The sequence below is a fragment of the Serratia sp. L9 genome (assembly GCF_050632285.1).
Taxonomy (GTDB): domain Bacteria; phylum Pseudomonadota; class Gammaproteobacteria; order Enterobacterales; family Enterobacteriaceae; genus Chania.
The window spans coordinates 5,085,609-5,109,113 of sequence record NZ_CP192591.1 but is presented as its reverse complement, the minus strand read 5'-3'; the positions used below and the strand labels follow the sequence as shown (position 1 = coordinate 5,109,113).

The window sequence follows — 23,505 nt, the reverse complement described above, 5'->3', positions numbered from 1 at the left end:
TGCTGTTTTCTGTGATACGCTTATTAATGGCAGGGGATGTTCCCCCAAAACTTGGCTCACTTGTAAAAGGTAACCGTCATGGACCGATATCCACGTAATGGTTCAATTGTTGAACGTGCCAACAGCGGCATTCAGGCTTATATGGCGCAGGTTTATGGCTGGATGACCTGTGGTCTGCTGTTGACCGCTTTTGTCTCCTGGTACGCAGCAAATACGCCTGCGATCCTCAACTTTATCTTCTCCAGCCAGATCACCTTCTTCGGTCTGATTATCCTGCAGTTGGGTCTGGTATTTGTTATTTCCGGTATGGTGAATCGCCTGAGCGGCACCGTGGCTACCGGGCTGTTTATGCTCTATTCGGCGTTGACCGGCTTGACACTATCCAGCATTTTCATTGCCTACACCTACAGTTCAATCGCCAGTACCTTTGTGGTTACCGCAGGTATGTTCGGTGCGATGAGCGTGTTCGGCTACACCACCAAGCGTGATCTGAGCGGTTTAGGCAGCATGCTGTTTATGGGGCTGATCGGCATTGTGCTGGCTTCGCTGGTGAATATCTGGCTGAAAAGCCCGGCACTGATGTGGGCAATCACCTATATCGGCGTGTTGGTGTTTGTAGGCCTGACGGCGTATGACACCCAGAAACTGAAAGCGATGGGCGAGCAGTTGAATCCTGATGATAAAGACAGCTTCCGCAAATACGCCATCGTTGGCGCATTGACGCTGTATCTTGATTTCATCAACCTGTTCCTGATGTTACTGCGGATTTTCGGCAACCGCCGCTAATACGCCAGTTCAGCAATAATTCTCCAAGCCCCGTTTAAACGCGGGGCTTTTTTGTGGGAGTTTTCTGGTGTTACTGATAAATAGCAGATAAACATTGTCTTGGCATATTAAGGTGGGTTCTATTGAATGCTCAGCTTATATTTGAGTAATAGCCATACATGTTTATCATATTTTATGTTAGTTACATTGATTATAGGGATATATATGAGCCACGAATTAAGTACAGTATGGAAAGAACGCTTTGCCCTCTTTGGTAATGCGGGGGTGATATAAATTCTGCGTAATACAAAACCGATATTCAAAAAATGAAGCTCTTTTCCAGGTTTAAACACATCTCGAATATCTATGCGCTCATCTTTGGTATCATCTATTTGTGTATCCTTGGCCTATGGAAAAAGGGGCTGGTATTGTTTATCGGTGCTCTGTTAGCGAACCTCATATTGATAGTTGCCGAGGACGCAACAGGAATCAATATGACGAATGCTCTTCGTTGCGTGAATCTTGGCTACGTGTTTTCATGTGGGGGGATTGCCAACTACGCTTACTACCTTAAAGAAGTTAAAGAATTGCAGGGGTGGAACCCGTTTGAAGGTTTTTCCAAGAAAGGATCGGCTCAAATAACCGCAATGTAACCAGAACGTTAGGGCAATACGGGCTGTTGCCCTTTAAAATATACTGCGGTTCTAATTACCCGATATGTAAACTCCCATTGCGCCCAGATAGATAATAAAAATCACTATACTGATAGCCATCACCAAAAATGCTGACCATTTCAATGTGGATTTAAAAAGCCCAACCAATGCAAAGCAAAAAACCAGTAAATTGATCGAAATATTGATGAAGCAGAACGCCCCCATCGCGGTATCGACCCATTGGGCAGTTTCTTCCGGCAGAGAAAAGAGCACGATGAATAAAATAACCATGCCTGACAGATTGGACCAAGCCAGATTCAGTCCAAAACGAACCATGCCGTTATGCCAATTTTCTTTTACCGTGGTTATTTCCGTCAAATCGCCCTCCATAAGCAATTAAGTTACAGCATGTATATTTTACGCGTTCTATTTACGGTTAACATCTCTTCTCTTTCTCACCGTCGCTCAGGCATGTTAAAAGCCGGGGAGTGGTAACCCCTCCGGCCAGAGCACTTGTATTTCAGCCAGGACTTGTAAGTTCATAACGCATTGCAGAGAGCAGGAGTAAGGCAGTATTAAGAGCTAACTCGTTGATTATAAAAACAACGCTGGCAATGTTACGCCTGAAATATGAGCGATTTTTTACGTCTGCTATTCAAGCAATCTTGCGCCGGAACATGGCATAGGCAGCGCTGCCGGTAGTTACGGTAATCACTAACAACGGCCACAGGCTACGCCAGATAATGCCGAAGCTGGCATCCTTCAGGTATATTTGCTTGGTGATGTCGGTGAAGTGGCGGATTGGGTTAACCCAGGTAATATGCTGCAACCATACCGGCATATTTTCCACGGGCGAGACATAGCCGGAAAGCAGTATGGCGGGCATCATAAACACAAACACCCCGATAAATGCCTGCTGCTGAGTAGCGCACAGCGAAGAAATCAGCAGGCCGAAACCCACCAGAGAAAGCCCGTAAATCAGCATTGTTGCGTAAAACAGCAGCAGTGAACCGGCGAACGGGATCTGGTAGGCAAAGATACCGATAAACAGCACCACCGAAGCCTGGAAGGTGGCGACGATCAGCGCAGGCACCGCCTTGCCGATAAAAATTTGCCAGGTGGTCAAGGGGGATACCAGTAGCTGTTCCAGCGTGCCTTGCTCACGTTCGCGAGCCACCGAAAGCGAGGTTACAATCAGCACGCCGATGGTGGTGATCATGGCGATCAGCGAAGGCACCACAAACCATTTGTAATCCAGGTTCGGGTTGTACCAGTTGCGCACCACCAACTCGCTGTTGTTGGGTTTGGCACGCTGGCCGATCAATTCATTCTGATAGTCCTGCACGATCCGCTGCACGTAGTTGGCGGCGATCTGCGCGCTGTTGGAGTTGCGGCCATCGAGCAATAACTGCAATGGCGCGGTATTCCCATTGGCGATATCGCGCGAGAAGTTGGCTGGGAAGCGGACCAGCAGCAGCGCTCTTTGGTTATCAATAGTGGTCTTAATTTCCTGCGGGCTGCGCAGCAACAGCACGTGAGAAAAGGCTTTGGCCTTGGCAAAGCGCTGGGTCAGTTCTATGGAGTGAGGGCCACTGTCTTCGCTGTAAACCGCGATGGTGGCGTTGGTGACCTCCAGCGTTGCGGCGAACGGGAACAGCAGCACCTGCACCAGGACTGGCATAATCAGAATCGCACGGGTCTGCGGATCGCGCAGCAGTGACTGCATTTCTTTAACGATCAGCGTCCAGAGACGGTGAAACATAGCTTCCCCTTAGAACTTGTCCCAACAGGACTGTTTTATTTGCCATTTTGAACCTGGGCTGTACTCATAATCCTCACGTACTTCGTTCTTCCGTGCGCTCCGTGTTTAAACGGTCTGCAACCGTTACACCTATTGAGATAGGCCCTTAATCCAGCCGCCGCTGAGTTTTCCAGGCCGTCAGGCCGATAAACACCACCGCTGAGGCAATCAAAAACAGCAGGTTAATCATCAGCACGGTGCCAATATTGCCTGCCAGGAATAACGTCTGCAGCGTGCTGACAAAGTAACGCGCCGGAATGATATAGGTCACTGCGCGCACTACCGCTGGCATGCTGTCTATCTGGAAGATAAAACCGGAGAGCATAATCGAAGGCAGAAAGGCAGCGTTCAGCGCCACCATCGCCGCATTGAACTGGTTGCGGGTGATGGTAGAGATCAATAGCCCCATGCCGAGCGTGCTGGCCAGGAACAGACTGCTGATCACAAACAGCAGCAACAATGAGCCACGGTAAGGCACGCCGAGCACAAATACCGAAACCACCATACACAGCACCATAGCGATCATGCCCAGGAAGTAATAAGGCACCAACTTGGACAACAGTAATTCGCTGCGCGTGACCTGGGTAGAGAGCAGGGCCTCCATGGTGCCACGTTCCCATTCACGGGCAATCACCAGCGAGGTAAGAATGGCGCCGATCACCGTCATGATAATAGTGATGGCGCCAGGAATGATAAAGTGCTGGCTGATCGCTGCCGGGTTAAACCAATAGCGCATCTGTATCTCAATCAGCGGTTTATCGTCACGGCCCAGATCGGTGGCACGTTGTTGCTGCCAGATTTGCCAGACGCCCTGAGTATAACCCTGCACAAAGTTGGCGGTGTTGGGCTCGCTGCCATCGGTGATGATCTGCAGCGGTGCTTTATCGGAGGAACGCGCCATATGTTCGGCAAAGTCGTTAGGGATCACCACTAGGCCACGGATGCTGCCAGCCTGCATCATCTGGATCAACTGCTGGCGGTTATCGCTGATGGTGGGTTCTATGTACGGCGAACCGGCAAAGGTATTAGCCAGATCGCGGGCCTCCTCACTTTGCTGCTCCATCAGGATCCCCAGCCGTAGCTTGCTGGAATCCAGATTGATGCCGTAGCCGAAAATAAACAGCAGCATCAGCGGGATAACAAAGGCAATCAACCCGCTGCTAGGGTCACGCAGGATCTGCCGGGTCTCTTTCAGGCACAGCGCCCGCAGGCGTCGCCAGGAAAAACCGCTTTCGCTGCTCATGCTGTCTCCTCCCGGTCGTAGCCTTGCACCAGTTCGATAAACGCCTGTTCCATCGAAGGGTTGGGGTTTTCTTCACTGGCTACCTGGTGTTTTAAATCGTCCGGCGTTCCGGCGGCGATAATTTTGCCGCGATACACTAACCCAATGCGATCGCAGTATTCTGCTTCGTCCATAAAATGGGTGGTTACCATCACCGTCACGCCTTTATCCACCATGCCGTTGATATGTAGCCAGAACTCCCGCCGAGTCAGCGGGTCGACGCCCGAGGTCGGTTCATCAAGAAACAGAATGTCCGGCTCATGCATCAGCGCACAGGCCAGTGCCAGCCGTTGTTTGAATCCGAGCGGCAGTGAATCCGGCGTTTGGCTGAGGATCGGGCCGAAGTTGAATGCTGTAGACATCTCGGCAATTTTATTGCGCTGGCTCTTGCCACTCAGGCCATAAACGCCGGAGAAAAACTTCAGGTTCTGCTCCACCGTCAGGTTGCCGTACAGCGAGAATTTCTGCGCCATATAGCCCAGATGCTGGCGGGCCTTGCCGGAACTGGTTTTCAGATCCATACCCAGCACCAGCGCTTTGCCATCGCTGGGCACCAGCAGGCCGCACATCATTTTGAAAGTGGTGGACTTACCCGCGCCGTTGGGGCCGAGCAGGCCAAAGATCTCACCGCGCTGCACCTTGAAGTCGACATGATCGGTAGCCGCAAAATCGCCAAATTTTTTGGTCAATCCCTGCGCTTCGATCACAATTTCAGTGCTTTCACCAGCCACCGTGGGCATGATCTCGGCCAGGGCGGATTTACTGTTTGGGCCGCCGCCAAGCAGATCGATAAACGCATCTTCAAAACGTGGCTCGGCTTCGGTCAATTCGGCGTTCGGCAGGTTCAGGTCGCGCAGCACCTGCTGATGATCTTCGCCCTGTTTGAGGATCAATCGCAGATATTTCCCCTGGATCACACCATCGCTCACCGAAGGTAAGCAGATCGCCTGTTGTAATAATGCGCGGTGGCTACCGGCTGGGGCACCGATCAATACCGTGCGCCCGGCCATGCGCTGGGTCAGGCTCTGTGGTTCACCGCTGAACAACAATTCTCCTTCGTTCATCAGCAACACTTCACGGCATTGCTCGGCTTCATCCAGATAAGAGGTGCTCCACAGGATCAGCATGCCGTCGTTGGCCAACTCATGCACCATACGCCACAGCTCGCGGCGCGAGATGGGATCGACACCGACGCCAGGCTCATCCAGCAGCAGTACCTGCGGCTGGCCGAGCAGCGTACAGGCCAGCCCGAGTTTCTGCTTCATGCCACCGGAAAGCTTGCCCGCCAGTCGCTCGGTGAAACGCGTCAGATCGGTAAACGTCAGCAGGCGCTCAAAAGTCTCTTTGCGCAGATCGCCAGTGACCCCGCGCAGATCGGCATACAGCGTCAGGTTTTCCATTACGGTCAGATCTTCATACAGCCCGAACTTCTGCGGCATATAGCCGAGAATGGCGTGCAGTTGGCGATCTTGTGCGATCGGATCCAAACCCGCGACGGTCAGTTTGCCGCTGCTGGGTTTCAGCAAGCCTGCCAGCATACGTAGCAAGGTGGTTTTGCCAGCCCCGTCCGGGCCTACCAGCCCTGTCACCGCTCCGCTGCGCAGGGTCGTTGTCAGGCTGGCCACCGCTGGTTTTTCGAGAGACGGAAAGCGTTTTTCCAACGCCTCCAATTCAATCGTATGGTCCTGTGTCATCACTGTTCCTTACGGCTGTGCGAAACGGACGGTAACCGGCATCCCCTGGCGCAATGCGTCGTCGGCATCGGTGACGATAATCCGCAGGCGATACACCAGATCGGTGCGCAGATCCGGCGTTTCTACGCTTTTGGGGGTGAACTCGGCGGTCGGGGAAACAAAGCCAACCTTGCCGTGGTAAGGCTGGCCGGGGCGGCCATCGGTATAAATCTGCACTTCGCTACCCGGCGTGGCCTTGCCCAGATTGGCTTCATTAATATATGCCCGCACCCAGACAGGCCGGGTCAGCGAAAGGGTAAATACCGTGCCGCCCGCGCTGAGCATGGTGCCGGGCTCAACCGCCCGCGTCATCACCGTGCCAACGGAAGGGGAGATCAAAGTGGTGTCTTGCAGATCCAACCTGGCCTGCGCCAATGCCGCTTCGGCCTGGGCCAGATTGGCTCTGGCCTCTTCGATTTCCTGTGGGCGGTTACCGGTCAGATATTGCGACAGTTTATCTTTCGCAGCCTGCAGGTTGGCCTGCGCCTGATTACGTGCGGTGCGGGCATCTTCCAGGGCATCGGCAGACGTGGCTTTTTTCGCCCACAATCCTTGCTGGCGCTGGTAGAAACTGTCGGCATAGCTGAAGGCAGAAAGGCGTTGAGCCACTTCCGAGCGCACCTGAGCAATCTCTTCGGCACGGTAGCCTGCCTGCAATAAGTCCAGTTTGGCGCTGGCGCTGGCGACGTTTGCCTGTGCCTGCTGCAACGCGTTGAGGTAAGGGCCATCGTCCAGCTTGCCAAGCAGTTGCCCCGGTTGCACGCTATCACCTTCGTCTACTGCCAGCGTGGCCAACCGCCCATTAACGCGAAAACCCAGGTTGACCGTGCGGATGTCTACGTTACCGTACAGCGTCAGCGGTTTTTCCTGCTGCTGTTGGTAATACCAGAAACCGTAGGCCGCAGCGGCAATCAATGCGATCGCCACGCCCAGAATGGCAATTTTTTCTTGTTCATAACACTCCCTGCCAGAGTTGTTAGGTTACAGCTTGCAAAAAGGGGAATTGATACCCGCCGCCTTTCAAGCTATAGCGTTGTTACCTGCATTCGCTGTGATGTACAAATGCCGCTGGCGCAGCCCATTCACCAGAATTTCAATATGTTCAGCCAGCACTTCGCTTATCTGCGTGGCTTCCTCAGCGCCTATCTGCTGCCAGTTGGCCTGGCGCAGCAGGGTTTCCCGCCCAACGCGGAAAGACAGCACCTCGCCGATCAGCGCATGAGTGTGCAGCACGATTTTTGTCGAGTTTTCATCCATGCCGGTGCAGCCAGCCAGCAGGCGGCACAGTGAATGATGCAATGGAGCGATCACCTGTTGGTGGATCAGCGGGTAAGCATCGGTTGGGGAAAGCTGTTCGCGCGACATGATTTTGCTCAGATTGAGCGTTTGTGGCTGGGTCATCAGCGTGCTGAAGGCCAGCAGCCCGGTTTTGATATGTTGCAGATGATGCTCTGGTAAGCGTTGTTCTGCCGGCAACAGCCAGAAACGTTCAATTTCTTCGCTTTGTGGGCGGAAGTTTTGCTCGATAAAGTCGGCAATCCACTGGGCCACCGCCAGATATAACCCTTCTTTCGAATTAAAATAATAGGTAATGGCCGCGATATTCTGACCGGCGCGTTGGGCAATGTCCCGCGTAGTGGCGCCTGCAATACCGTATTCACCAAACACTTCGATTGCGGCGGCAAGCAACTGCTGGCGTGCCTGCTCACCCCGTGTCAGGGGGCTGCTGGCGGGCTTTCTGAAGTAGGCATTGGTTGATCCGTAAAGTTAATCAATCATATGATTAACTTTAGGCTGAGATGGGCAAAATGTAAACGCCAGAACTGAATATTTTGCTTTGTCGGAGCCGCTTGTCGGCATAACGTGCTTTGAACACGCAAAATTACCTTTTCATATTCGATTTCTGCTACACTCTCGCGCTTGGTGCACTGCAGTTTGTGCCAATCCCTCGTGGTCATGCCGAGGATGTGCCGCTAACAAAAGCGCGAGCACTTCCTTATGCCCCGTCTGATAATCCTCCCTGGAAACTGCACCGAACATTGTTTAGGTTAGGGGGATCTGGAGTTTTTCTCTACTATGTCATTTGAAAACCTCGGCTTAAGTGCTGAAATTCTGCGCGCTGTTGAAGAACAGGGCTATCGCGAACCTACGCCAATTCAACGCCAGGCTATTCCTGTGGTATTGGAAGGTCGTGACCTGATGGCCAGCGCCCAGACCGGTACCGGTAAAACCGCTGGTTTTACCCTGCCGCTGTTACAGCTGCTGAGCAAACATGACCACCCGGCCAAAGGCCGTCGCCCGGTTCGCGCGCTGATCCTGACACCAACCCGCGAGCTGGCAGCCCAGATCGGCGAAAACGTTGAGTCTTACAGCAAATACCTGCGCCTGCGTTCGCTGGTGGTATTTGGCGGGGTAAGCATTAACCCGCAGATGATGAAACTGCGTGGCGGTGTTGACGTTCTGGTGGCAACACCGGGCCGCCTGCTGGATTTGGAACATCAGCGCGCGGTTGATCTGTCCAAAGTCGAAATTCTGGTACTGGACGAAGCTGACCGCATGCTGGATATGGGCTTTATCCATGATATCCGCCGCGTGCTGGCCAAGCTGCCAGCCAAGCGTCAGAACCTGCTGTTCTCCGCCACTTTCTCTGATGAGATTAAAGGGCTGGCCAGCAAACTGCTGCACAACCCGGCATCGGTAGAAGTCGCTCGCCGTAACACCGCTTCTGAGCAGATTGAGCAGAGCGTTCACTTTGTGGACAAGAAACGCAAGCGGGAACTGCTTTCCCAGATGATCGGTGAAGGTGACTGGAAGCAGGTGCTGGTATTCAACCGTACCAAGCATGGTGCCAACCATCTGGCTGAACAGTTGAATAAAGATGGCATCACGGCGGCCGCCATTCACGGTAACAAGAGCCAAGGGGCGCGTACTCGCGCACTGGCAGACTTTAAAGATGGCAAAATCCGGGTGCTGGTCGCAACGGATATCGCCGCCCGTGGTCTGGACATCGATCAGTTGCCACACGTGGTGAACTACGAACTGCCAAACGTACCGGAAGATTACGTACACCGTATTGGCCGTACTGGCCGTGCCGAGCGTACCGGTGAGGCGATCTCGCTGGTGTGTGTGGATGAACACAAACTGCTGCGTGATATTGAACGCCTGCTGAAGCGTGAAATTCCACGTATTGCCCTGCCAGGTTATGAGCCGGATCCGAGCATCAAGGCAGAACCGATCATCAATGGCCGCCAGGCTGGCGGTGGCCGTGGCGCTCCGCGCGGTAACGGCGGTGGTCAGCGTACCGGTAACGGTGGCGGCCAGCGCAGTGGTCATGGCGGCGGTCAGCGCGAAAATCGTGGCGGCAGCAGCGCTCGTCCTCAGGGGGATGCTAAACCGCGTTCAGGTGCTCCTTCGCGCCGCCCGCGTAGCCGTAAACCGTCTGAGTGATCCTGCATAAATGATCTATACTGAACCGCCAATTCGTTGGCGGTTTTTTTGCTCGCGGGACAATGGCTTCCAGGAGATCTAGCTATGACATTAAAGTGTGCAATTCTTGATGATTACCAGGGTGTGGCGCTATCGATGGCGGATTGGTCGGCCCTGGGTGAGCAGGTTGCGGTGTTTTCCCTGCGCGAGCCTATTACCGACGAAGCCCAGTTGGTCAAGCGCATTGCAGACTGCGATATCGTGGTGATCATGCGTGAACGTACTCCCTTTACCGCCGCACTACTCCGCCGTTTACCGAAGTTGAAGCTGTTAATCACCTCTGGCATGCGCAATGCCGCTATCGACCTGCCTGCCGCAACCCGGCAGGGGATCACCGTTTGCGGCACTGCCAGTGGTTCTGAAGCACCCACGGAGTTGACCTGGGCGCTGATCCTCGGCCTGGCCAGGCATCTGGTGCTGGAGAACCGCGGATTGCGCGATAACGGGCCTTGGCAGCAGAGTGTCGGCATCACCCTGCACGGTAAAACGCTAGGCCTGCTGGGCTTGGGCAAAATCGGCAGTCAGATGGCGAAAGTCGCTCAGGCATTTGGCATGAACGTGGTGGCCTGGAGCCAGAATCTGACGCCGGAACGGGCGCAGGCATTCGGTGTGCAGCTTGCCAGCTCCAAACAGGCATTATTGGCCGCGAGTGATGTTGTTTCTGTGCATCTGGTACTGAGCGATCGCAGCCGTGGGATGATCGATCGCCAGGCTTTGGCACAGATGAAAAGCAGCGCTTTCCTGATCAACACCTCGCGTGCAGCCATTGTCGATCAAGCTGCCCTGATCGAGGCGTTGCAAACCGGCCAGATTGCCGGTGCCGGTCTGGATGTATTCGACGTAGAGCCGCTGCCCGCCGATCATCCGTTGCGCAGCCTGCCAAACGTGTTGGCCACACCTCATCTGGGCTATGTGGCGGACGATAATTACCACACCTATTTCCGTGAGGCGATCGCTGATATCCAGGCGTTTATTGCCGGTGAGCCGGTTCGCAAACTGAGTTGATCCTTTGCTTTGGGTGATAACCTCTGCAGCATGAGTAGCCCTGCGGCTTTAAATACGGCGGCCAGGCTTGTCTGGCACGGTCTTTCACCCTTATCATGTCGCCTCTTTTTTTAGCAGGGGAAGGTATGCGCGTCTTATTAGCACCGATGGAGGGGGTACTTGACTCTCTGGTGCGGGAACTGCTCACCGAGGTGAACGATTACGATCTCTGCATCACCGAGTTCCTGCGCGTGGTCGATCAGCGGCTACCTGCCAAATCCTTCTACCGCCTATGCCCAGAGCTGCACCATGCCAGCCGGACGCCTTCTGGCACACGGGTGCGGGTGCAATTGCTTGGTCAATATCCCGAGTGGTTGGCGGAAAACGCGGCCCAGGCGGTCGAGCTAGGCTCTTACGGTGTCGATCTGAACTGCGGCTGCCCTTCCAGACATGTTAATGGCAGCGGCGGCGGGGCAACCCTGCTTAAAGATCCCGAACTGATTTATCAGGGCGCTAAAGCGATGCGAGCCGCGGTGCCAGCGGAGCTGCCGGTCACGGTAAAAGTGCGTCTGGGCTGGGATTCGGATGCCCGCAGCTTTGAAATTGCCGATGCGGTGCAACAGGCGGGGGCCAGCGAAATCACCATCCATGGCCGCACCAAAGAAGACGGTTATAAAGCCGATCGTATCAACTGGCCAGCGATTGCCGAGATCCGCCAGCGTTTGACTATTCCGGTGATCGCCAACGGGGAAATCTGGGATTATCAAAGTGCGCAGGCTTGCCTGCAGGCTACCGGCTGCGATGCGGTGATGCTGGGGCGCGGCGCGTTGAATATTCCTAATCTGAGCCGGGTGGTGAAATATAACGAGCCGCGGATGCCATGGCCGCAGGTGGTGCAATTGCTGCAGAAGTATATCCACCTGGAAAAACAGGGTGATACCGGTCTGTATCACGTTGCGCGCATCAAGCAGTGGCTGAGCTACCTGCGCAAGGAGTATCAGCAAGCCACGGAACTGTTTACCGAGGTCCGCGTACTGAACAATTCCAAGGATATTGCCCGGGTGATTTGCCGCTAAGCTGCCTGGACGTTCAACTCAATATTAAAATAATGCCGCAGCACCGCTAGCCGCTCCTCATGCGAATGCAGCGTCGACTCCTTGCGTTGACGATCCTGGGTAATAATCAGCTTTGATTCACTGAGCGTAATACGGCCATTTTCCGTCGGGCGTGAGCACACCAGTTTTTGGGTAAAATGTGACTGCGGCGAGGTGCAGTGATAGTGACACATGCCGTTAAACTCTTCCGGCTGCCGGGGTTGCAGGGTGAAACGATAGAGCGTTTTGGCATGGGAACAACGATCGCCATTGCGCCGCTCCAGAGAGTAATAATCGCCGTCGTGCTCAAGATGGAAGGTGCCACTGGCCTGCGGTTGCTGCTCAGAGGTGATAATTTTCAGCGGGGTGAGGAAGGCATCGCCAAAACCTACGTCCACCAGGTAGGGCTGATCCAGCGTTACCACCAGCGCCATATGGTCAAACGGTGGGCCGAAAGTGCCGTCTCTGGCGCGGATCTCGCCGGAAATAAAACTTACCTGGAAGCCAATCTGCTGTAAAAGCAGCGCAAATATCCGGTTCAATTCGTAACAAAACCCACCACGATTATGCTCAACGATTTTGCTGAACAGGGCCGCTGGCGTCAGATGGATCCCCTGATGATAAATAATGCTCAGATTCTCGAACGGGACGGCCAGCATATGGCAGCGGTGTAACTGTTCCAGCGTGTGCAGATTGGCCTTTGGCGTGCCTGCGAAGTGAATGTGTTGCAGGTAGCGTTGTATATCCACAAGAATTCTCGCTGAAGGGGAAATTCAGCATAAATTAGCGGGAATTGGCGCGGCGATGGAAGCAATACGTGCTGTGTTGGAGGATAACCACTGCCAGAAACTGTCATCCCCCCTTCTAACCTTAACGTCTCGGTAATGATATCAGGAGGCGTTATGCGGGATTTCACAGATAAAGTTGCGTTGGTCACCGGTGCCTCAACCGGTATTGGTGAAGCTATCGCTCAACAGTTACTGGCGCGTGGGGCAAAGGTTGTCATCACAGCCAGAAATCAGCAAAGGTTGGCAGCTGCGGCACAACGGCTGGATCCCACGGCTGAAATGCTGTTTCCGCTGATGATGGATGCGCGCGATCCGCAATCGGTACAGCGAGCGGTGGAGCAGACACAGGCGCATTTTGGGCCGTTGCACCTGCTGGTCAACAATGCCGGCATTACCGGCCCACGCGGCGTGCCGCTGGATCAATATCCCGTTGAGGATTGGCACGGGGTGATTGCCACCGATCTCAGTGGCACCTTTTATGGCATGAAGTATGGCTTGCCAGCTATCGTGGCGGCGGGGGGCGGGGCGGTAGTTAATCTCTCTGCCGTCAATGGCGTGGTGGGCATCGCGGGCATTGCCCCTTATACCGCCGCCAAACATGGCATTATCGGCCTGACCCGCGCCGCTGCGCTGGAGTTTGCCAACAGTGGTGTACGTATCAACGCCGTTGGGCCAGGTTATGTCGATACTCCCTCAATGAAAGCGTTATCGGCGCAAGTACGAGAAAAAATGGCTGCTGCTCATCCAATGGGGCGCATGGCGACCTGCGAAGAAGTGGCGAAAACGGTGGTTTTTTTGCTTTCTGCAGACAGCAGTTTCACTACCGGGGCGTTTTACAGCATTGATGGCGGCTACAGTGCGCAATAGCTCGCCGTTGAATGGGAGAAAAATAGTGTAAAGAATAAGCTGAATCAATGTATTAACCATTAATTTGGCGGTAATTCTCGGTTGGTGAGCGGCTCAATGACCAAGATCATTCTTGGTTCCAGTGGGTGAACTATAATTTTCATCAATTTCAGATGGTAACTAATTGATGAGTGGCTCTGCTTACTATGATTAAACCCGTGCTCCTTCGTTTGATGGCAATGTGCTTTCTGGCCATTGCCGCCCCCGCATTTGCCGCACCGCTGCCAGCGGTAACCGTAGCCGTGATTGAACAAAGCCAACCCGAAAGAACATTACATTACCTGGGTCGCATTGAATCTCTGCAAACCGTAGAGGTGAAAACCCGCACCGAAGGGTTTATCGCCAAGCGGCTGTTTAGCGATGGGCAAATGGTGAAAGCAGGGGATTTACTGTATGAGATTGAACCTGCGCTGCACCATTCTGCGGTGGCGCAAGCTCAGGCACAGCTGGATAGCGCGACGGCCACCGCCAATCTGGCGCAGGTGAATCTGACACGCTTACAGCAACTGGGCAACAACCGTGCGGTCAGCCGGGCGGATATCGATGCCGCCTCTGCTGAGCGTGACAGCACCCGGGCGGCGGTAGCTCAGGCGCGGGCGATGCTCAACACACAGCAATTGCAGCTCAGTTATACCCGCATTTATGCGCCGATCGCCGGGCGTATCGGCCATAGCCGCTTCCATGTTGGCAGCCTGATCAACGCCGCTAGCGGGCCGCTGGTGAACATCGTCCAACTCGATCCGATCCGTGTAGCGATTGCCATCAACGAACGTGACTACATCACCGCCGCCTATCAACGCCAAAACGGTGAGGGCAAACTCGCCGAAGGGCAGTTCTCTGCCCGGCTTGAGTTGGCTAACGGCAAAGCTTACCCGGAGACCGGCAGTTTTGAGTCAGTGGATAACCAGATTGATGCTCATACCGGCACCGTGACGTTGCGTACCCGCTTCGCCAATCCCAATCATCTGTTGTTACCTGGCGGCGTGGTGAACGTCATATTGACTGCCGAGCAACCCCAAACTGTCACGCTGGTGCCGATCGCCGCGTTACAACAAAACAAGCAAGGCCACTTTGTACTGGTGGTGAACCCAGAGAATAAGGTCGAAGTCCGTGAAGTGACGCTGGGTGAGCAGCATCAGCAATCCTACCTGGTTACCTCCGGGCTCAAGGCTGGGGAACGGGTGATTATCGCCGGTGTACAGCATGCGCGGCCCGGTATGCAGGTAAACGCCATTCTTTCAGAACAATAAGGGGACGTTGATGCTGCATTTCTTTATCCGCCGCCCGAAATTCGCCATTGTTATTGCGTTGGTGATCACCTTGGTGGGGATGGTTTCTCTCAAGGTGATCCCCGTTGAGCAGTATCCGGATATCACACCGCCGGTAGTTTCCGTCAGTGCGCTGTACCCTGGCGCCAGTGCGCGTGATGTTGCCCAGGCGGTGGCATCGCCAATTGAAGCTCAGGTCAACGGCGTCAGCAATATGCTGTATATGGAATCGACCAGTGCCAATAACGGTGGTTATCAGCTCAGCATCACCTTCGCCAGCGGTACCGATCCGGATATGGCCGCTGTTGAGGTGCAAAACCGGATTTCCCAGGTTAGCGCGCAGCTCCCGGCAGAGGTGAACAACAATGGGGTTTCGGTGCGTAAACGGGCCTCGAACCTGTTGCTGGGCGTTAGCGTATTTTCCCCTAAAGGCACCCGTGACACGCTGTTTCTGAGCAATTACACCAGTATTCAACTGCGCGATGCGCTGGCTCGCATCACCGGCGTGGGGGATGTGCAGGTCTTTGGCGCCCGCGATTACAGCATGCGCGTCTGGCTTGATCCGCAGCGCATGGAGTCGCTCAATATCAGCGTGCAGGATATCGTTCAGGCGCTGCAACAGCAGAACGTGCAGGCCGCAGCGGGGCAGATTGGCTCTGCGCCTTCGCCAGCGCAACAGCAGCAGACGTTGACCATCAGCGGGCAGGGGCGTTTAGCCGATCCGCAGGAGTTTGCCCGTGTGATTATCCGCAGCGGTGCCCAGGGTGGCACGGTGCGGGTGGGCGATGTGGCGCGAGTCGATCTTGGGGCGCAGAACTATCAGGTCAATGCCTCGATGAACCAGCAGGAGTCGGCATTCCTGGTTGTCTACCCGACTCCGGGGGCCAACGCGCTCAACGTTGCCAACGCGGTACGCCAGGAAATGGCGCGCCTGTCGCAAGCTTTCCCGAGCGATATGAGTTATGACATTAAATACGACTCTACGCGCCCGGTTACGGCAACACTGCAGGAAATCGCCATTTCTCTGGCGCTGACGTTGGCGGTGGTTTTGCTGGTGGTCTACCTGTTCCTGCAAAGCCTGCGAGCGACCTTTATTGTGGCGCTGACCATCCCGGTTTCGCTGCTTGGCACCTTTGCGGTGCTGTATGTTTTTGGCTATTCCGCCAATACCCTCAGCCTGTTTGCGATTATCCTGGCGCTGACCATTGTGGTGGACGACGCTATCGTGGTGGTGGAAAACGTCGAACGCCTGCTGTCCCAGGACCCGTCCCTCAGCCCGGAGCAAGCCACCCGCAAGGCGATCAGCCAGATAGCCGGGCCTATTGTCGCAACGACTCTGGTATTGATGGCGGTATTTGTGCCGATTGCAGTGCTGCCGGGTATTACTGGCGAGCTGTATCGTCAGTTTGCGGTGACGTTATCGGCGGCGGTGATCCTTTCAAGTATCAATGCGCTGACCCTCTCCCCAGCCCTGTGCGCCACGTTGATCCGGCGACGCGAACTGGCCCAAACTGGCTTCTTTGGTGGTTTTAACCGTGGCATGGACCGGATGCGTGACGGCTATGTCCGCCTGACAGCATTGGCCAGCCGTAAGGCACTGACCAGCGTAGTGGCGTTGTTGGTGATTGGTGCAGCAACCTGGTATGGCTACAGCCGCCTGCCCACCTCTTTCTTGCCGGAAGAGGATCAGGGCTATTTCTTTGTTAACGTCCAGTTGCCGGACGGCGCTTCCCTTGAGCGTACTCAGGCGGTCATGGATCAGATGCACCAACAGGTGGTGCAAAATCCGGCGGTGGAGGATGTGATCAAAATTACCGGCTTCAGCCTGCTGAGCGGGGGCAATTCACCCAATGCCGGTTTTGCTATTGTGATGCTGAAACCGTGGGGCCAGCGGCAACACGTTGATCGGGTGTTGGCCGATTTGCAGGCCCGGTTGGCGGCGACCCCTTCGGCGATGATCATGGTTGTCAACCCACCGGCAATCGCCGGGTTGGGTAACGCCGCCGGTTTCGATTTGCGCATTCTGGCGCTGGAAGGGCAAACGCCACAGCAAATGGCCCAGGTCAGTCAGGGTATTATTTTTGCAGCCAACCAGCGGCCAGAGTTAAGCCGGGTATTTACCACCTTCAGCGCCGTGGTGCCGGATATCGATCTGGCGGTGGATCGTGAACGTGCGGCGTTGTTGCAGGTGCCGGTCAGCCGTATCTTTAATACGCTGCAGGTTTCGCTTGGCGGTCTGAACGTCGGTGATTTTTCGGTGAATAACCGTATGTTCAGGGTACAACTGCAAAACGAGATGGATTTTCGCCAACGCACTGAACAGATCAACCGCCTGAACGTGCGCAGCGAAAGCGGCGCCCTGGTCAGTATGGCCAATCTGGTGAGGCTGACGCCTTCTGTCGGCGCTCCTTTTATCAGCCAGTTTAACCAGTTCCCAGCGGTATCGGTGAACGGCTCTGCCGCCGAGGGGGTCAGTTCCGGCCAGGCGATGAAGGCAATGGAATCCCTGTTGGCCGAGCAGTTGCCACAAGGTTATGGCTACAGCTGGAGCGGCCTCTCCTGGCAGGAGCAACAAACCGGTGATCAGGCATTGATCATCTATCTGGCGGCATTGGTGTTCGCCTATCTGTTCCTGGTAGCGCAGTATGAGAGCTGGAGTATCCCGCTGGTGGTGATGTTGTCGGTGATTTTCGCGGTGGCGGGCGCGGTGGCGGGCTTGCGCATGATGGGTTTTGCCAATGACGTCTATGTGCAGATCGGTCTGGTATTGTTGATTGGTCTGGCTGCGAAGAATGCCATCCTGATCGTCGAATTTGCCAAAGCGCGGCGTGAAGAGGGGGCAAGCATCCGCGAGGCGGCGCAGGATGGTGCGCGGCAGCGTTTCCGGGCGGTCATGATGACGGCCATTTCCTTTATTCTGGGGGTAATGCCGCTGGTATTCGCTACCGGTGCCGGGGCGATGAGCCGCCAGATCATTGGTATCACCGTATTTGGTGGGATGCTGCTGGCCACGCTGGTGGGGATCTTCTTTATTCCAGCGCTGTATCTGCATATTCAACGCCTGCGGGAATGGGTGAAATCACGCTTCGCCCAGTGAGCCTGAATGCAGGCGTTTATGCAACGGTAAATGGTTTACTTTCGGGTAAATGTAAAACTTTATGACTGGCGGCCAACAGAGGGAATTGTTCCGCCGTGGATAATCCGTCCTTTCGGGAGAGGGAAGTAGGTATATTAATGATGTGGATTAATTGAAATCTAGGGCAATTTTTCTGTGTTTTTTACGGCTTTCAGTGAAATCAATATCATTCTTATCTGCCAATGCCAGGCTTTGCAATATGCTCAGCCCTGAGGGTTTTTTGACGTATAAGATAAAGGGAAAAACAAAGAGGAATGTCTTATTTTATAAGACATTTTTTTAAATATTTTATCCCCGGACTCTAGCCGAGAGACAGTATCGTTGGATAGGCGAAACACGTTTTAGCCAATAAGCAGAAATGCTGGGTTTGTCTCATTCTGAGTTGATTTGAGTTGTAACATTGTCGCAACATTCTTTACATTGGTTTATTCGCGAACCGCTTTTGAGGAATGTGATGCAACAGCTTAGCCAGATTGTGAATTTATCGGCCAACCCACTGGGCGATGCGGCGTTTATTGCCCGCAGCAAGCAGACCTTGGAGCGGTATGGTGCGCTGGTATTGCCAGGGTTTCTTCAACCCGCTGCGTTGGCCGCTATCCGCCAGGAAGGGGTTGAGAATAGCCATGCGGCATTCTATGCGGCCAACCAGCACAATGTTTACCTGAAACCGCAGGACCCGGAACGGCCAACTCACCACGCCCGTAACCGGCTGGTGACCTCTTCAAAAGGTTGCATCACGGATGAAGAGATCCCGGCAGGCTCCCCTTTGCGTACGCTTTATGATTCACCCGCCTTCCAGGGTTTTCTCTGCAGCGTGCTGGATGAGCCGCAGCTTTATCCCTACGCCGATAGTCTTTCCTCGATCAATCTGCATTACGCCCATGCCGGCCAGGAATTAGGCTGGCATTTTGACAACTCCTCTTTTGCCATTACCCTTTTGATCCAAAAACCGCATGCCGGTGGCACGTTTGAATATGTCGAAAACCTGCGTGATGCCGATCGCGGCGAAATGAATTTTGCCGGGGTGGAGCGGGTGCTGGATGGGGAGGTGGTGCCGAAGCAATTGGCGATTAACGAGGGGGATCTGGTGCTGTTCCGTGGCCGTAATGCCATGCATCGTGTCACGCCAACCGAAGGGGATATCACACGCATGTTAGTGGTGCTGGCGTATAACGCTCAGCCAGGCGTGGCGCTTTCCGAGAGTGCCAGAATGACCTTTTATGGCCGCATGTAAACGGGGCGCCAATGGCGCCCCGCTAGCAACTTAATGCCCGCTGTGTTGTTCGTGAGCCTGCTGTTCCAGCTTCACTTGTGCAGCCCGTTTACGCAAGCCGAACCAGCCGAGCACTAACAGCACCGTCAGCACCGGGATAGTGGCAATAGTCCAGGTGCCGTTCGGGTAATCAAACGCCATCATCACCACCACCGCCAGCAGGAACAGCAGCGTCAGCCAGGAAGTCACCGGCGCGCCTGGCATCTTAAAGGCTACCGGCTGGGCCTTCCCTTCCTTGATCGCCTTACGCAGTCGCATCTGGCAAACGATAATAAACGCCCAGGAACAGATGATGCCCAGCGAAGCGATGTTGAGCACAATCTCGAATACCTGCGAAGGCACCAGATAGTTCAGTATCACGCCAATCACATAAATACCGCAGGTCACCAGGATCCCGGCGTAAGGAACCTGCTGGCTACTCATTTTTGCCATCAGCTTGGGCGCCGAACCGCCCATGGCAAGCGAGCGCAGAATACGCCCGGTGGAATAGAGGCCAGAGTTCAGGCTGGAAAGGGCGGCAGTCAGTACCACGATATTCATGATGGTGCCGATGTAAGGTACGCCAAGCTTGGAGAAAAAGGTCACAAATGGGCTTTGCCCAGCCTGATAGGCGTTCCATGGCAGCAGCAGAACCAGCAACACTACCGAGCCGACGTAGAACAGGCCGATGCGCCAGATCACGCTGTTGATCGCTTTCGGCATCATTTTTTCCGGATCTTTACACTCGCCAGCGGCGGTGCCGATCAGTTCAATCCCGGCAAAGGCGAAAATAACACCTTGCACCAGCACCAGTGCAGGTAACAGGCCGTGGGGGAACATGCCGCCGTTATCGGTAATCAGATGAATACCGGTTGGATTACCCGCCACCGGGGTTCCGAAGCCAAGTAACAGCGTCCCAACAATCAGGAACAGGGCGATGGCGGCGACTTTGATCAGCGCGAACCAGAACTCCATTTCGGCAAACCATTTCACACCGATCATATTCATGGTTGCCACAATCCCCAGTGCGCCCAGGGCAAACAGCCACTGCGGAACCTCGGCAAAGCTGCCCCAATAATGCATATACAGCGCTACGGCGGTGATATCGACAATGCCGGTCATTGCCCAGTTGAGAAAGTACATCCAGCCCGCCACATAAGAGGCTTTTTCGCCAAGAAATTCGCGGGCGTAAGACACAAAGCTGCCGCTGGTGGGGCGATGCAACACCAATTCACCCAAGGCGCGCAGGATGAAGAAAGAAAAATACCGCAAACCAGGTATACCAGTGCCAGCGCCGGGCCAGCCATCTGCAGGCGTGCGCCGGTGCCGAGGAACAGGCCGGTGCCGATAGAGCCGCCAATGGCGATCATCTGTATTTGGCGTTTACCCATGCTTTTGTGATAACCGGATTCATGTGAATCCAACCAACGTTTTCTAGCCGCTTGTTTGTCTGAATGCATTTACGCCCTGTTTCCTGTCTGCTTTATGGGAATGACGTCATGGCATCGTTCCGCTGTTTATACCCACGCCGTGAAATAACGGCGGAGCATGCTACCTTTTCTGCGTAACTGAGGCAAAAGGAAGGAGCGACAGCGCTCAGACGGGATCTGTGGCTGGCAGAGCCGAAGTGGGCAAGCCGAATACTTTGTCAAAGGCCCAGTTAAACACGAAGGTATAACAAGGAATAATAACGATCAGCGCCATATCCAGCAGGAAGGCCTGCGCCAGTGAAATACCCATCCACCAGGCAATCAGCGGGATCAGATAAACCACCAAAGTCAGTTGGAAACCGATCGCATGCAGAATACGGCGCCGCAAGGTGCGGGTGCGGCAAGCCTGGCGGCTTTCCCAAAACTCGAACAGGGTGTTATAAATCAGGTTCCAACTGACGGCGATGGTGGTGATGATAACCGCCAACGGCCCAGTGCTGCTGGGTGCCGTGCCGGAGAGCAGTGCCAACCCAAGGGCAGAAATAACCATCCCGATAATTTCGTAAGCGGTCACATAAACCAGTTTGCGTTTAACGCCTTGCATGCTTCTCTCCTGCTTTTTATTCGATGATTGACGCTTGCCTGATGACCAGGGGCCAGTGGGTGAGTAAGATAGCGTCAATCCTATTGATAGAAAAAGTCAGGAGCTGTCAGTTTTACTGATAGTAATTGCAATGAATTTTTCCAGTGACAATATCGAACTGTTTTTGGCGGTAATGGATCGCGGTTCTTTTTCCGCTGCGGCAAGGGCTCTGCAGCGTGTTCCTTCTGCGGTGAGTATGGGGATCGCCAATATGGAGGCGGAGCTGGGGTTTCAGTTGTTTGACCGTTCACATCGCGAACCCGTACCCACCGCGCTGGCGATGGCGCTGGCACCTCATGCACGCTTGATTGCCGACCAATTAGCGCAGTTGCAAACCCACGCCATTGAGCTTTCCCAGGGGTTGGAAAGCCGGTTATCGATTGGCGTTGCTGGCGATATCAACAGCAGCGGCTTGCTGGCAGCAGTAAAAATGCTGACGGAGCGCTACCCACTCTTGGATATCGAAGTGCTGACCGCGCCACAAGATGAAGTGCTGCACCTGCTGCATCAGCAGCGTATCAGCCTGTGCCTGGCGTTCGGTGGGCTGAACGTCAACAACCAGGAACAGTTTCATTTTGTGGGCACCGAATCGCTGGTGGCGACCCTTGCTGCGCAACATCCGGCGCTGGGTGCTGCGGGGGAGAACTGTTTCTGGAGGATTTGGTGAACGTGCGGCAGATCATCGTTGCCAGCCGTGATTTGCCAATGGTCGATCGGCGGCCGCGGGTGGCGGAGTCCTTCTGGCGAACCGACAGCCTGCCCATGGCATTAAGCATGGTGGAGGCCGGGCTTGGTTGGGGCAACTTTCCTCTGTCGCTAACCGCCCCCTATTGGATCAGGGCCGTTTGATTCGGCTGCAATTTAAAAATACCAAAAATGAGCTGCGCCTGCCGATGCATCTGATCTGGCTGAAAAACCAGCCGCAGCACAAGGCAGCCCGAGAACTGGTGGAATTAATGCGTAACACATCAGGTTAGATAATTCCTGAGTGGCAGCATGCTATTTCCATTGCTTTTATTTTGACTGCGGCGTTAATTTGAATCATGGAATCTGGCCAGAGGGAAGGACATTGATCAACGAAACGCTGTTATCGGTACTGAGCATCACCGGGGCGATAACCCTGGGGGCGATGAGCCCGGGGCCAAGCTTTATTCTGGTAGCACGCACCGCCGTGGCCTCATCGAGACGTGATGCCATGGCTGTGGCATTAGGCATGGGGATGGGCTGTTTTATCTTCGCATTAATCGCCCTGTTGGGGTTGCAGTCGCTGTTACTGGCGCTGCCTTGGCTCTATACCACGCTCAAAATGCTGGGGGGCGCTTATCTGATCTATCTGGCATTCCGGATGCTGCGTGGGGCCAACCAGCCGTTGGTGGTCGAAGCGGTTGGCTATGAACCCTTGGGGCTGCGCCGGGCATTCACTACCGGCTTGCTGACCCAATTGGGTAACCCGAATACCGCAATCGTATTTGGCAGTGTGTTTGCAGCGCTGCTCAGCCACCACATCCCGCTGGTGCTGTATATCGTCCTGCCATTGATCGCACTGTCGGTTGATTTACTGTGGTATGCCTTTGTCGCGTTTGTGCTTTCATCACCACGCCCGCGCCGTGTTTATCTGCGCTTCAAAGCCTGGTTTGATCGCCTGGGCGGCGGTGTAATGGCGCTGTTGGGGCTTAAGCTGATGCTCAATAAATAATATTATGCGGCATGGCGTCGCCGCCACCAGTAGCGTAATACCAGGATAGCGGCCACCACCAAAATGCAGAACAACAGGCTATACAGCTTTTTGTCGGTGCCGGTGACGAAACTGCTGATAGCCTGGCCGCCAAAATAACCAAGCAACACAAACAAGGTTGCCCAGAGGATAGCCCCCAGGATATTTAGCGGGATAAAACGCGAAGGGGGCAGCTTGCTGGCACCGATCAGCACCGGGCCGAGAAGACGGAATCCATACATAAAACGTACGCCGATCACAAACAGGATCGGGTGGCTGGCAATCAGCTTTTGGGCTCGCTCAATGCGGGATTGCTGGCTTTTCATCCGTGCAATCATCCGGCCGCCAAAATAACGCCCGGCAAAATAGAGCAACTGATCCCCCAGGGTGCCGCCAACTGCGACAACCACAATCACCAGCGGCAGGCGCAACAGCCCATTATGTGCCGCAATGCCGCCTAACAGAGTGATGGTTTCCCCTTCAAGCAGGCAGCCAATCAACAGCGCCCAGTAACCGTATTGGGTAATGTAGTGGGCTAAATCCGTCATTTCTATTCCTTATAGCGATGAA

Annotated in this window: 19 protein-coding genes and 2 pseudogenes; 11 read left to right on the top strand and 10 right to left on the bottom strand. The window is 54.5% G+C overall.

Annotation, left to right across the window (positions count from 1 at the left end; all coding sequences use genetic code 11):
- Positions 1–78: 78 nt before the first annotated feature.
- Together ACQ86O_RS24265 and ACQ86O_RS24260 are read left to right on the top strand one after the other, a co-directional pair.
- Positions 79–786 (top strand): Bax inhibitor-1/YccA family protein, encoded by a 708-nt coding sequence (locus tag ACQ86O_RS24265; protein WP_431223206.1) that lies wholly within the window; start codon positions 79–81, stop codon positions 784–786.
- 305 nt (positions 787–1,091) lie between these two features.
- A complete protein-coding gene (locus ACQ86O_RS24260) occupies positions 1,092–1,418 on the top strand; it encodes a DUF2628 domain-containing protein (RefSeq protein WP_431223205.1) in 327 nt (108 codons plus the stop codon).
- A gap of 51 nt (positions 1,419–1,469) precedes the next feature.
- On the opposite strand, the gene ACQ86O_RS24255 is transcribed toward ACQ86O_RS24260, so the two are convergent.
- The 6 genes from ACQ86O_RS24255 to cecR form a co-directional block, all read right to left on the bottom strand.
- On the bottom strand, positions 1,470–1,796 hold the full coding sequence (locus ACQ86O_RS24255; RefSeq protein ID WP_431223204.1) for a hypothetical protein: 327 nt from the start codon (positions 1,794–1,796) through the stop codon (positions 1,470–1,472).
- A gap of 277 nt (positions 1,797–2,073) precedes the next feature.
- Positions 2,074–3,180, bottom strand: coding sequence for an ABC transporter permease (locus tag ACQ86O_RS24250; RefSeq protein WP_431223203.1), 1,107 nt, complete (start codon positions 3,178–3,180; stop codon positions 2,074–2,076).
- A 145-nt stretch (positions 3,181–3,325) separates the two neighbouring features.
- Positions 3,326–4,462 (bottom strand): ABC transporter permease, encoded by a 1,137-nt coding sequence (locus tag ACQ86O_RS24245; protein ID WP_431223202.1) that lies wholly within the window; start codon positions 4,460–4,462, stop codon positions 3,326–3,328.
- On the bottom strand, positions 4,459–6,195 hold the full coding sequence (locus ACQ86O_RS24240) for an ATP-binding cassette domain-containing protein (RefSeq protein WP_431223201.1): 1,737 nt from the start codon (positions 6,193–6,195) through the stop codon (positions 4,459–4,461). The genes ACQ86O_RS24245 and ACQ86O_RS24240 overlap by 4 nt, the downstream gene beginning before the upstream one ends.
- Before the next feature lie 9 nt (positions 6,196–6,204).
- Positions 6,205–7,176 carry a secretion protein HlyD gene (gene hlyD / locus ACQ86O_RS24235; protein WP_431225822.1) on the bottom strand — a complete coding sequence of 324 codons (972 nt, stop codon included), beginning with the start codon at positions 7,174–7,176 and terminating at the stop codon, positions 6,205–6,207.
- Between the two features lie 78 nt (positions 7,177–7,254).
- Positions 7,255–7,923, bottom strand: a complete 669-nt coding sequence (gene cecR, locus ACQ86O_RS24230; protein WP_431223200.1) for a transcriptional regulator CecR — start codon at positions 7,921–7,923, stop codon at positions 7,255–7,257.
- Positions 7,924–8,310: 387 nt separating this feature from the next.
- Between cecR and rhlE the strand changes: the two genes are divergently transcribed.
- The 3 genes from rhlE (at position 8,311) to dusC (ending at position 11,780) form a co-directional block, all read left to right on the top strand.
- Positions 8,311–9,681, top strand: coding sequence for an ATP-dependent RNA helicase RhlE (gene rhlE, locus ACQ86O_RS24225; RefSeq protein ID WP_431223199.1), 1,371 nt, complete (start codon positions 8,311–8,313; stop codon positions 9,679–9,681).
- Positions 9,682–9,765: 84 nt separating this feature from the next.
- Complete coding sequence (locus ACQ86O_RS24220) at positions 9,766–10,725, top strand: D-2-hydroxyacid dehydrogenase family protein (protein WP_431223198.1); 960 nt, start codon at positions 9,766–9,768, stop codon at positions 10,723–10,725.
- A 125-nt stretch (positions 10,726–10,850) separates the two neighbouring features.
- On the top strand, positions 10,851–11,780 hold the full coding sequence (dusC, locus tag ACQ86O_RS24215; protein WP_431223197.1) for a tRNA dihydrouridine(16) synthase DusC: 930 nt from the start codon (positions 10,851–10,853) through the stop codon (positions 11,778–11,780).
- Here the strand turns inward: dusC and ACQ86O_RS24210 are convergent.
- On the bottom strand, positions 11,777–12,547 hold the full coding sequence (locus ACQ86O_RS24210; RefSeq protein WP_431223196.1) for an arylamine N-acetyltransferase family protein: 771 nt from the start codon (positions 12,545–12,547) through the stop codon (positions 11,777–11,779). The genes dusC and ACQ86O_RS24210 overlap by 4 nt on opposite strands.
- A 153-nt stretch (positions 12,548–12,700) precedes the next feature.
- On the opposite strand from ACQ86O_RS24210, the gene ACQ86O_RS24205 reads away from it, so the two are divergent.
- From ACQ86O_RS24205 to ACQ86O_RS24190, 4 genes are all read left to right on the top strand, one after another.
- Complete coding sequence (locus ACQ86O_RS24205) at positions 12,701–13,453, top strand: SDR family NAD(P)-dependent oxidoreductase (protein ID WP_431223195.1); 753 nt, start codon at positions 12,701–12,703, stop codon at positions 13,451–13,453.
- Between the two features lie 185 nt (positions 13,454–13,638).
- On the top strand, positions 13,639–14,742 hold the full coding sequence (locus ACQ86O_RS24200) for an efflux RND transporter periplasmic adaptor subunit (protein ID WP_431223194.1): 1,104 nt from the start codon (positions 13,639–13,641) through the stop codon (positions 14,740–14,742).
- A gap of 10 nt (positions 14,743–14,752) precedes the next feature.
- Positions 14,753–17,857 (top strand): efflux RND transporter permease subunit, encoded by a 3,105-nt coding sequence (locus ACQ86O_RS24195; RefSeq protein ID WP_431223193.1) that lies wholly within the window; start codon positions 14,753–14,755, stop codon positions 17,855–17,857.
- A 493-nt stretch (positions 17,858–18,350) separates the two neighbouring features.
- On the top strand, positions 18,351–19,130 hold the full coding sequence (locus ACQ86O_RS24190) for a 2OG-Fe(II) oxygenase family protein (RefSeq protein ID WP_431223192.1): 780 nt from the start codon (positions 18,351–18,353) through the stop codon (positions 19,128–19,130).
- Between the two features lie 30 nt (positions 19,131–19,160).
- Here ACQ86O_RS24190 and ansP read toward each other — a convergent pair.
- Both ansP and ACQ86O_RS24180 read right to left on the bottom strand, forming a co-directional pair.
- Positions 19,161–20,608 (bottom strand): annotated as a pseudogene (gene ansP, locus ACQ86O_RS24185) (L-asparagine permease).
- A 136-nt stretch (positions 20,609–20,744) separates the two neighbouring features.
- Complete coding sequence (locus tag ACQ86O_RS24180) at positions 20,745–21,182, bottom strand: PACE efflux transporter (protein WP_431223191.1); 438 nt, start codon at positions 21,180–21,182, stop codon at positions 20,745–20,747.
- Between the two features lie 130 nt (positions 21,183–21,312).
- On the opposite strand from ACQ86O_RS24180, the pseudogene ACQ86O_RS24175 reads away from it, so the two are divergent.
- Positions 21,313–22,198: pseudogene (locus ACQ86O_RS24175) on the top strand (LysR family transcriptional regulator).
- Positions 22,199–22,293: 95 nt separating this feature from the next.
- The gene (locus tag ACQ86O_RS24170; RefSeq protein WP_431225821.1) at positions 22,294–22,917 is read left to right on the top strand and encodes a LysE family translocator; all 624 of its coding nucleotides are present in this window, start codon (positions 22,294–22,296) and stop codon (positions 22,915–22,917) included.
- Positions 22,918–22,919: 2 nt separating this feature from the next.
- Here ACQ86O_RS24170 and ACQ86O_RS24165 read toward each other — a convergent pair whose 3' ends face one another.
- Complete coding sequence (locus ACQ86O_RS24165; protein WP_431223190.1) at positions 22,920–23,483, bottom strand: DedA family protein; 564 nt, start codon at positions 23,481–23,483, stop codon at positions 22,920–22,922.
- Positions 23,484–23,505 lie beyond the last annotated feature (22 nt).

Coding starts and splice junctions, on each gene's coding strand:
- ACQ86O_RS24200 (WP_431223194.1), top strand. CDS start 13,639: ATGATTAAACCCGTGCTCCTTCGTTTGATGGCAATGTGCTTTCTGGCC.
- ACQ86O_RS24190 (WP_431223192.1), top strand. CDS start 18,351: ATGCAACAGCTTAGCCAGATTGTGAATTTATCGGCCAACCCACTGGGC.
- ACQ86O_RS24250 (WP_431223203.1), bottom strand. CDS start 3,180: ATGTTTCACCGTCTCTGGACGCTGATCGTTAAAGAAATGCAGTCACTG.
- ACQ86O_RS24205 (WP_431223195.1), top strand. CDS start 12,701: ATGCGGGATTTCACAGATAAAGTTGCGTTGGTCACCGGTGCCTCAACC.
- ACQ86O_RS24165 (WP_431223190.1), bottom strand. CDS start 23,483: ATGACGGATTTAGCCCACTACATTACCCAATACGGTTACTGGGCGCTG.
- dusC (WP_431223197.1), top strand. CDS start 10,851: ATGCGCGTCTTATTAGCACCGATGGAGGGGGTACTTGACTCTCTGGTG.
- ACQ86O_RS24240 (WP_431223201.1), bottom strand. CDS start 6,195: ATGACACAGGACCATACGATTGAATTGGAGGCGTTGGAAAAACGCTTT.
- rhlE (WP_431223199.1), top strand. CDS start 8,311: ATGTCATTTGAAAACCTCGGCTTAAGTGCTGAAATTCTGCGCGCTGTT.
- ACQ86O_RS24265 (WP_431223206.1), top strand. CDS start 79: ATGGACCGATATCCACGTAATGGTTCAATTGTTGAACGTGCCAACAGC.
- ACQ86O_RS24220 (WP_431223198.1), top strand. CDS start 9,766: ATGACATTAAAGTGTGCAATTCTTGATGATTACCAGGGTGTGGCGCTA.
- ACQ86O_RS24260 (WP_431223205.1), top strand. CDS start 1,092: ATGAAGCTCTTTTCCAGGTTTAAACACATCTCGAATATCTATGCGCTC.
- ACQ86O_RS24180 (WP_431223191.1), bottom strand. CDS start 21,182: ATGCAAGGCGTTAAACGCAAACTGGTTTATGTGACCGCTTACGAAATT.
- ACQ86O_RS24195 (WP_431223193.1), top strand. CDS start 14,753: ATGCTGCATTTCTTTATCCGCCGCCCGAAATTCGCCATTGTTATTGCG.
- ACQ86O_RS24245 (WP_431223202.1), bottom strand. CDS start 4,462: ATGAGCAGCGAAAGCGGTTTTTCCTGGCGACGCCTGCGGGCGCTGTGC.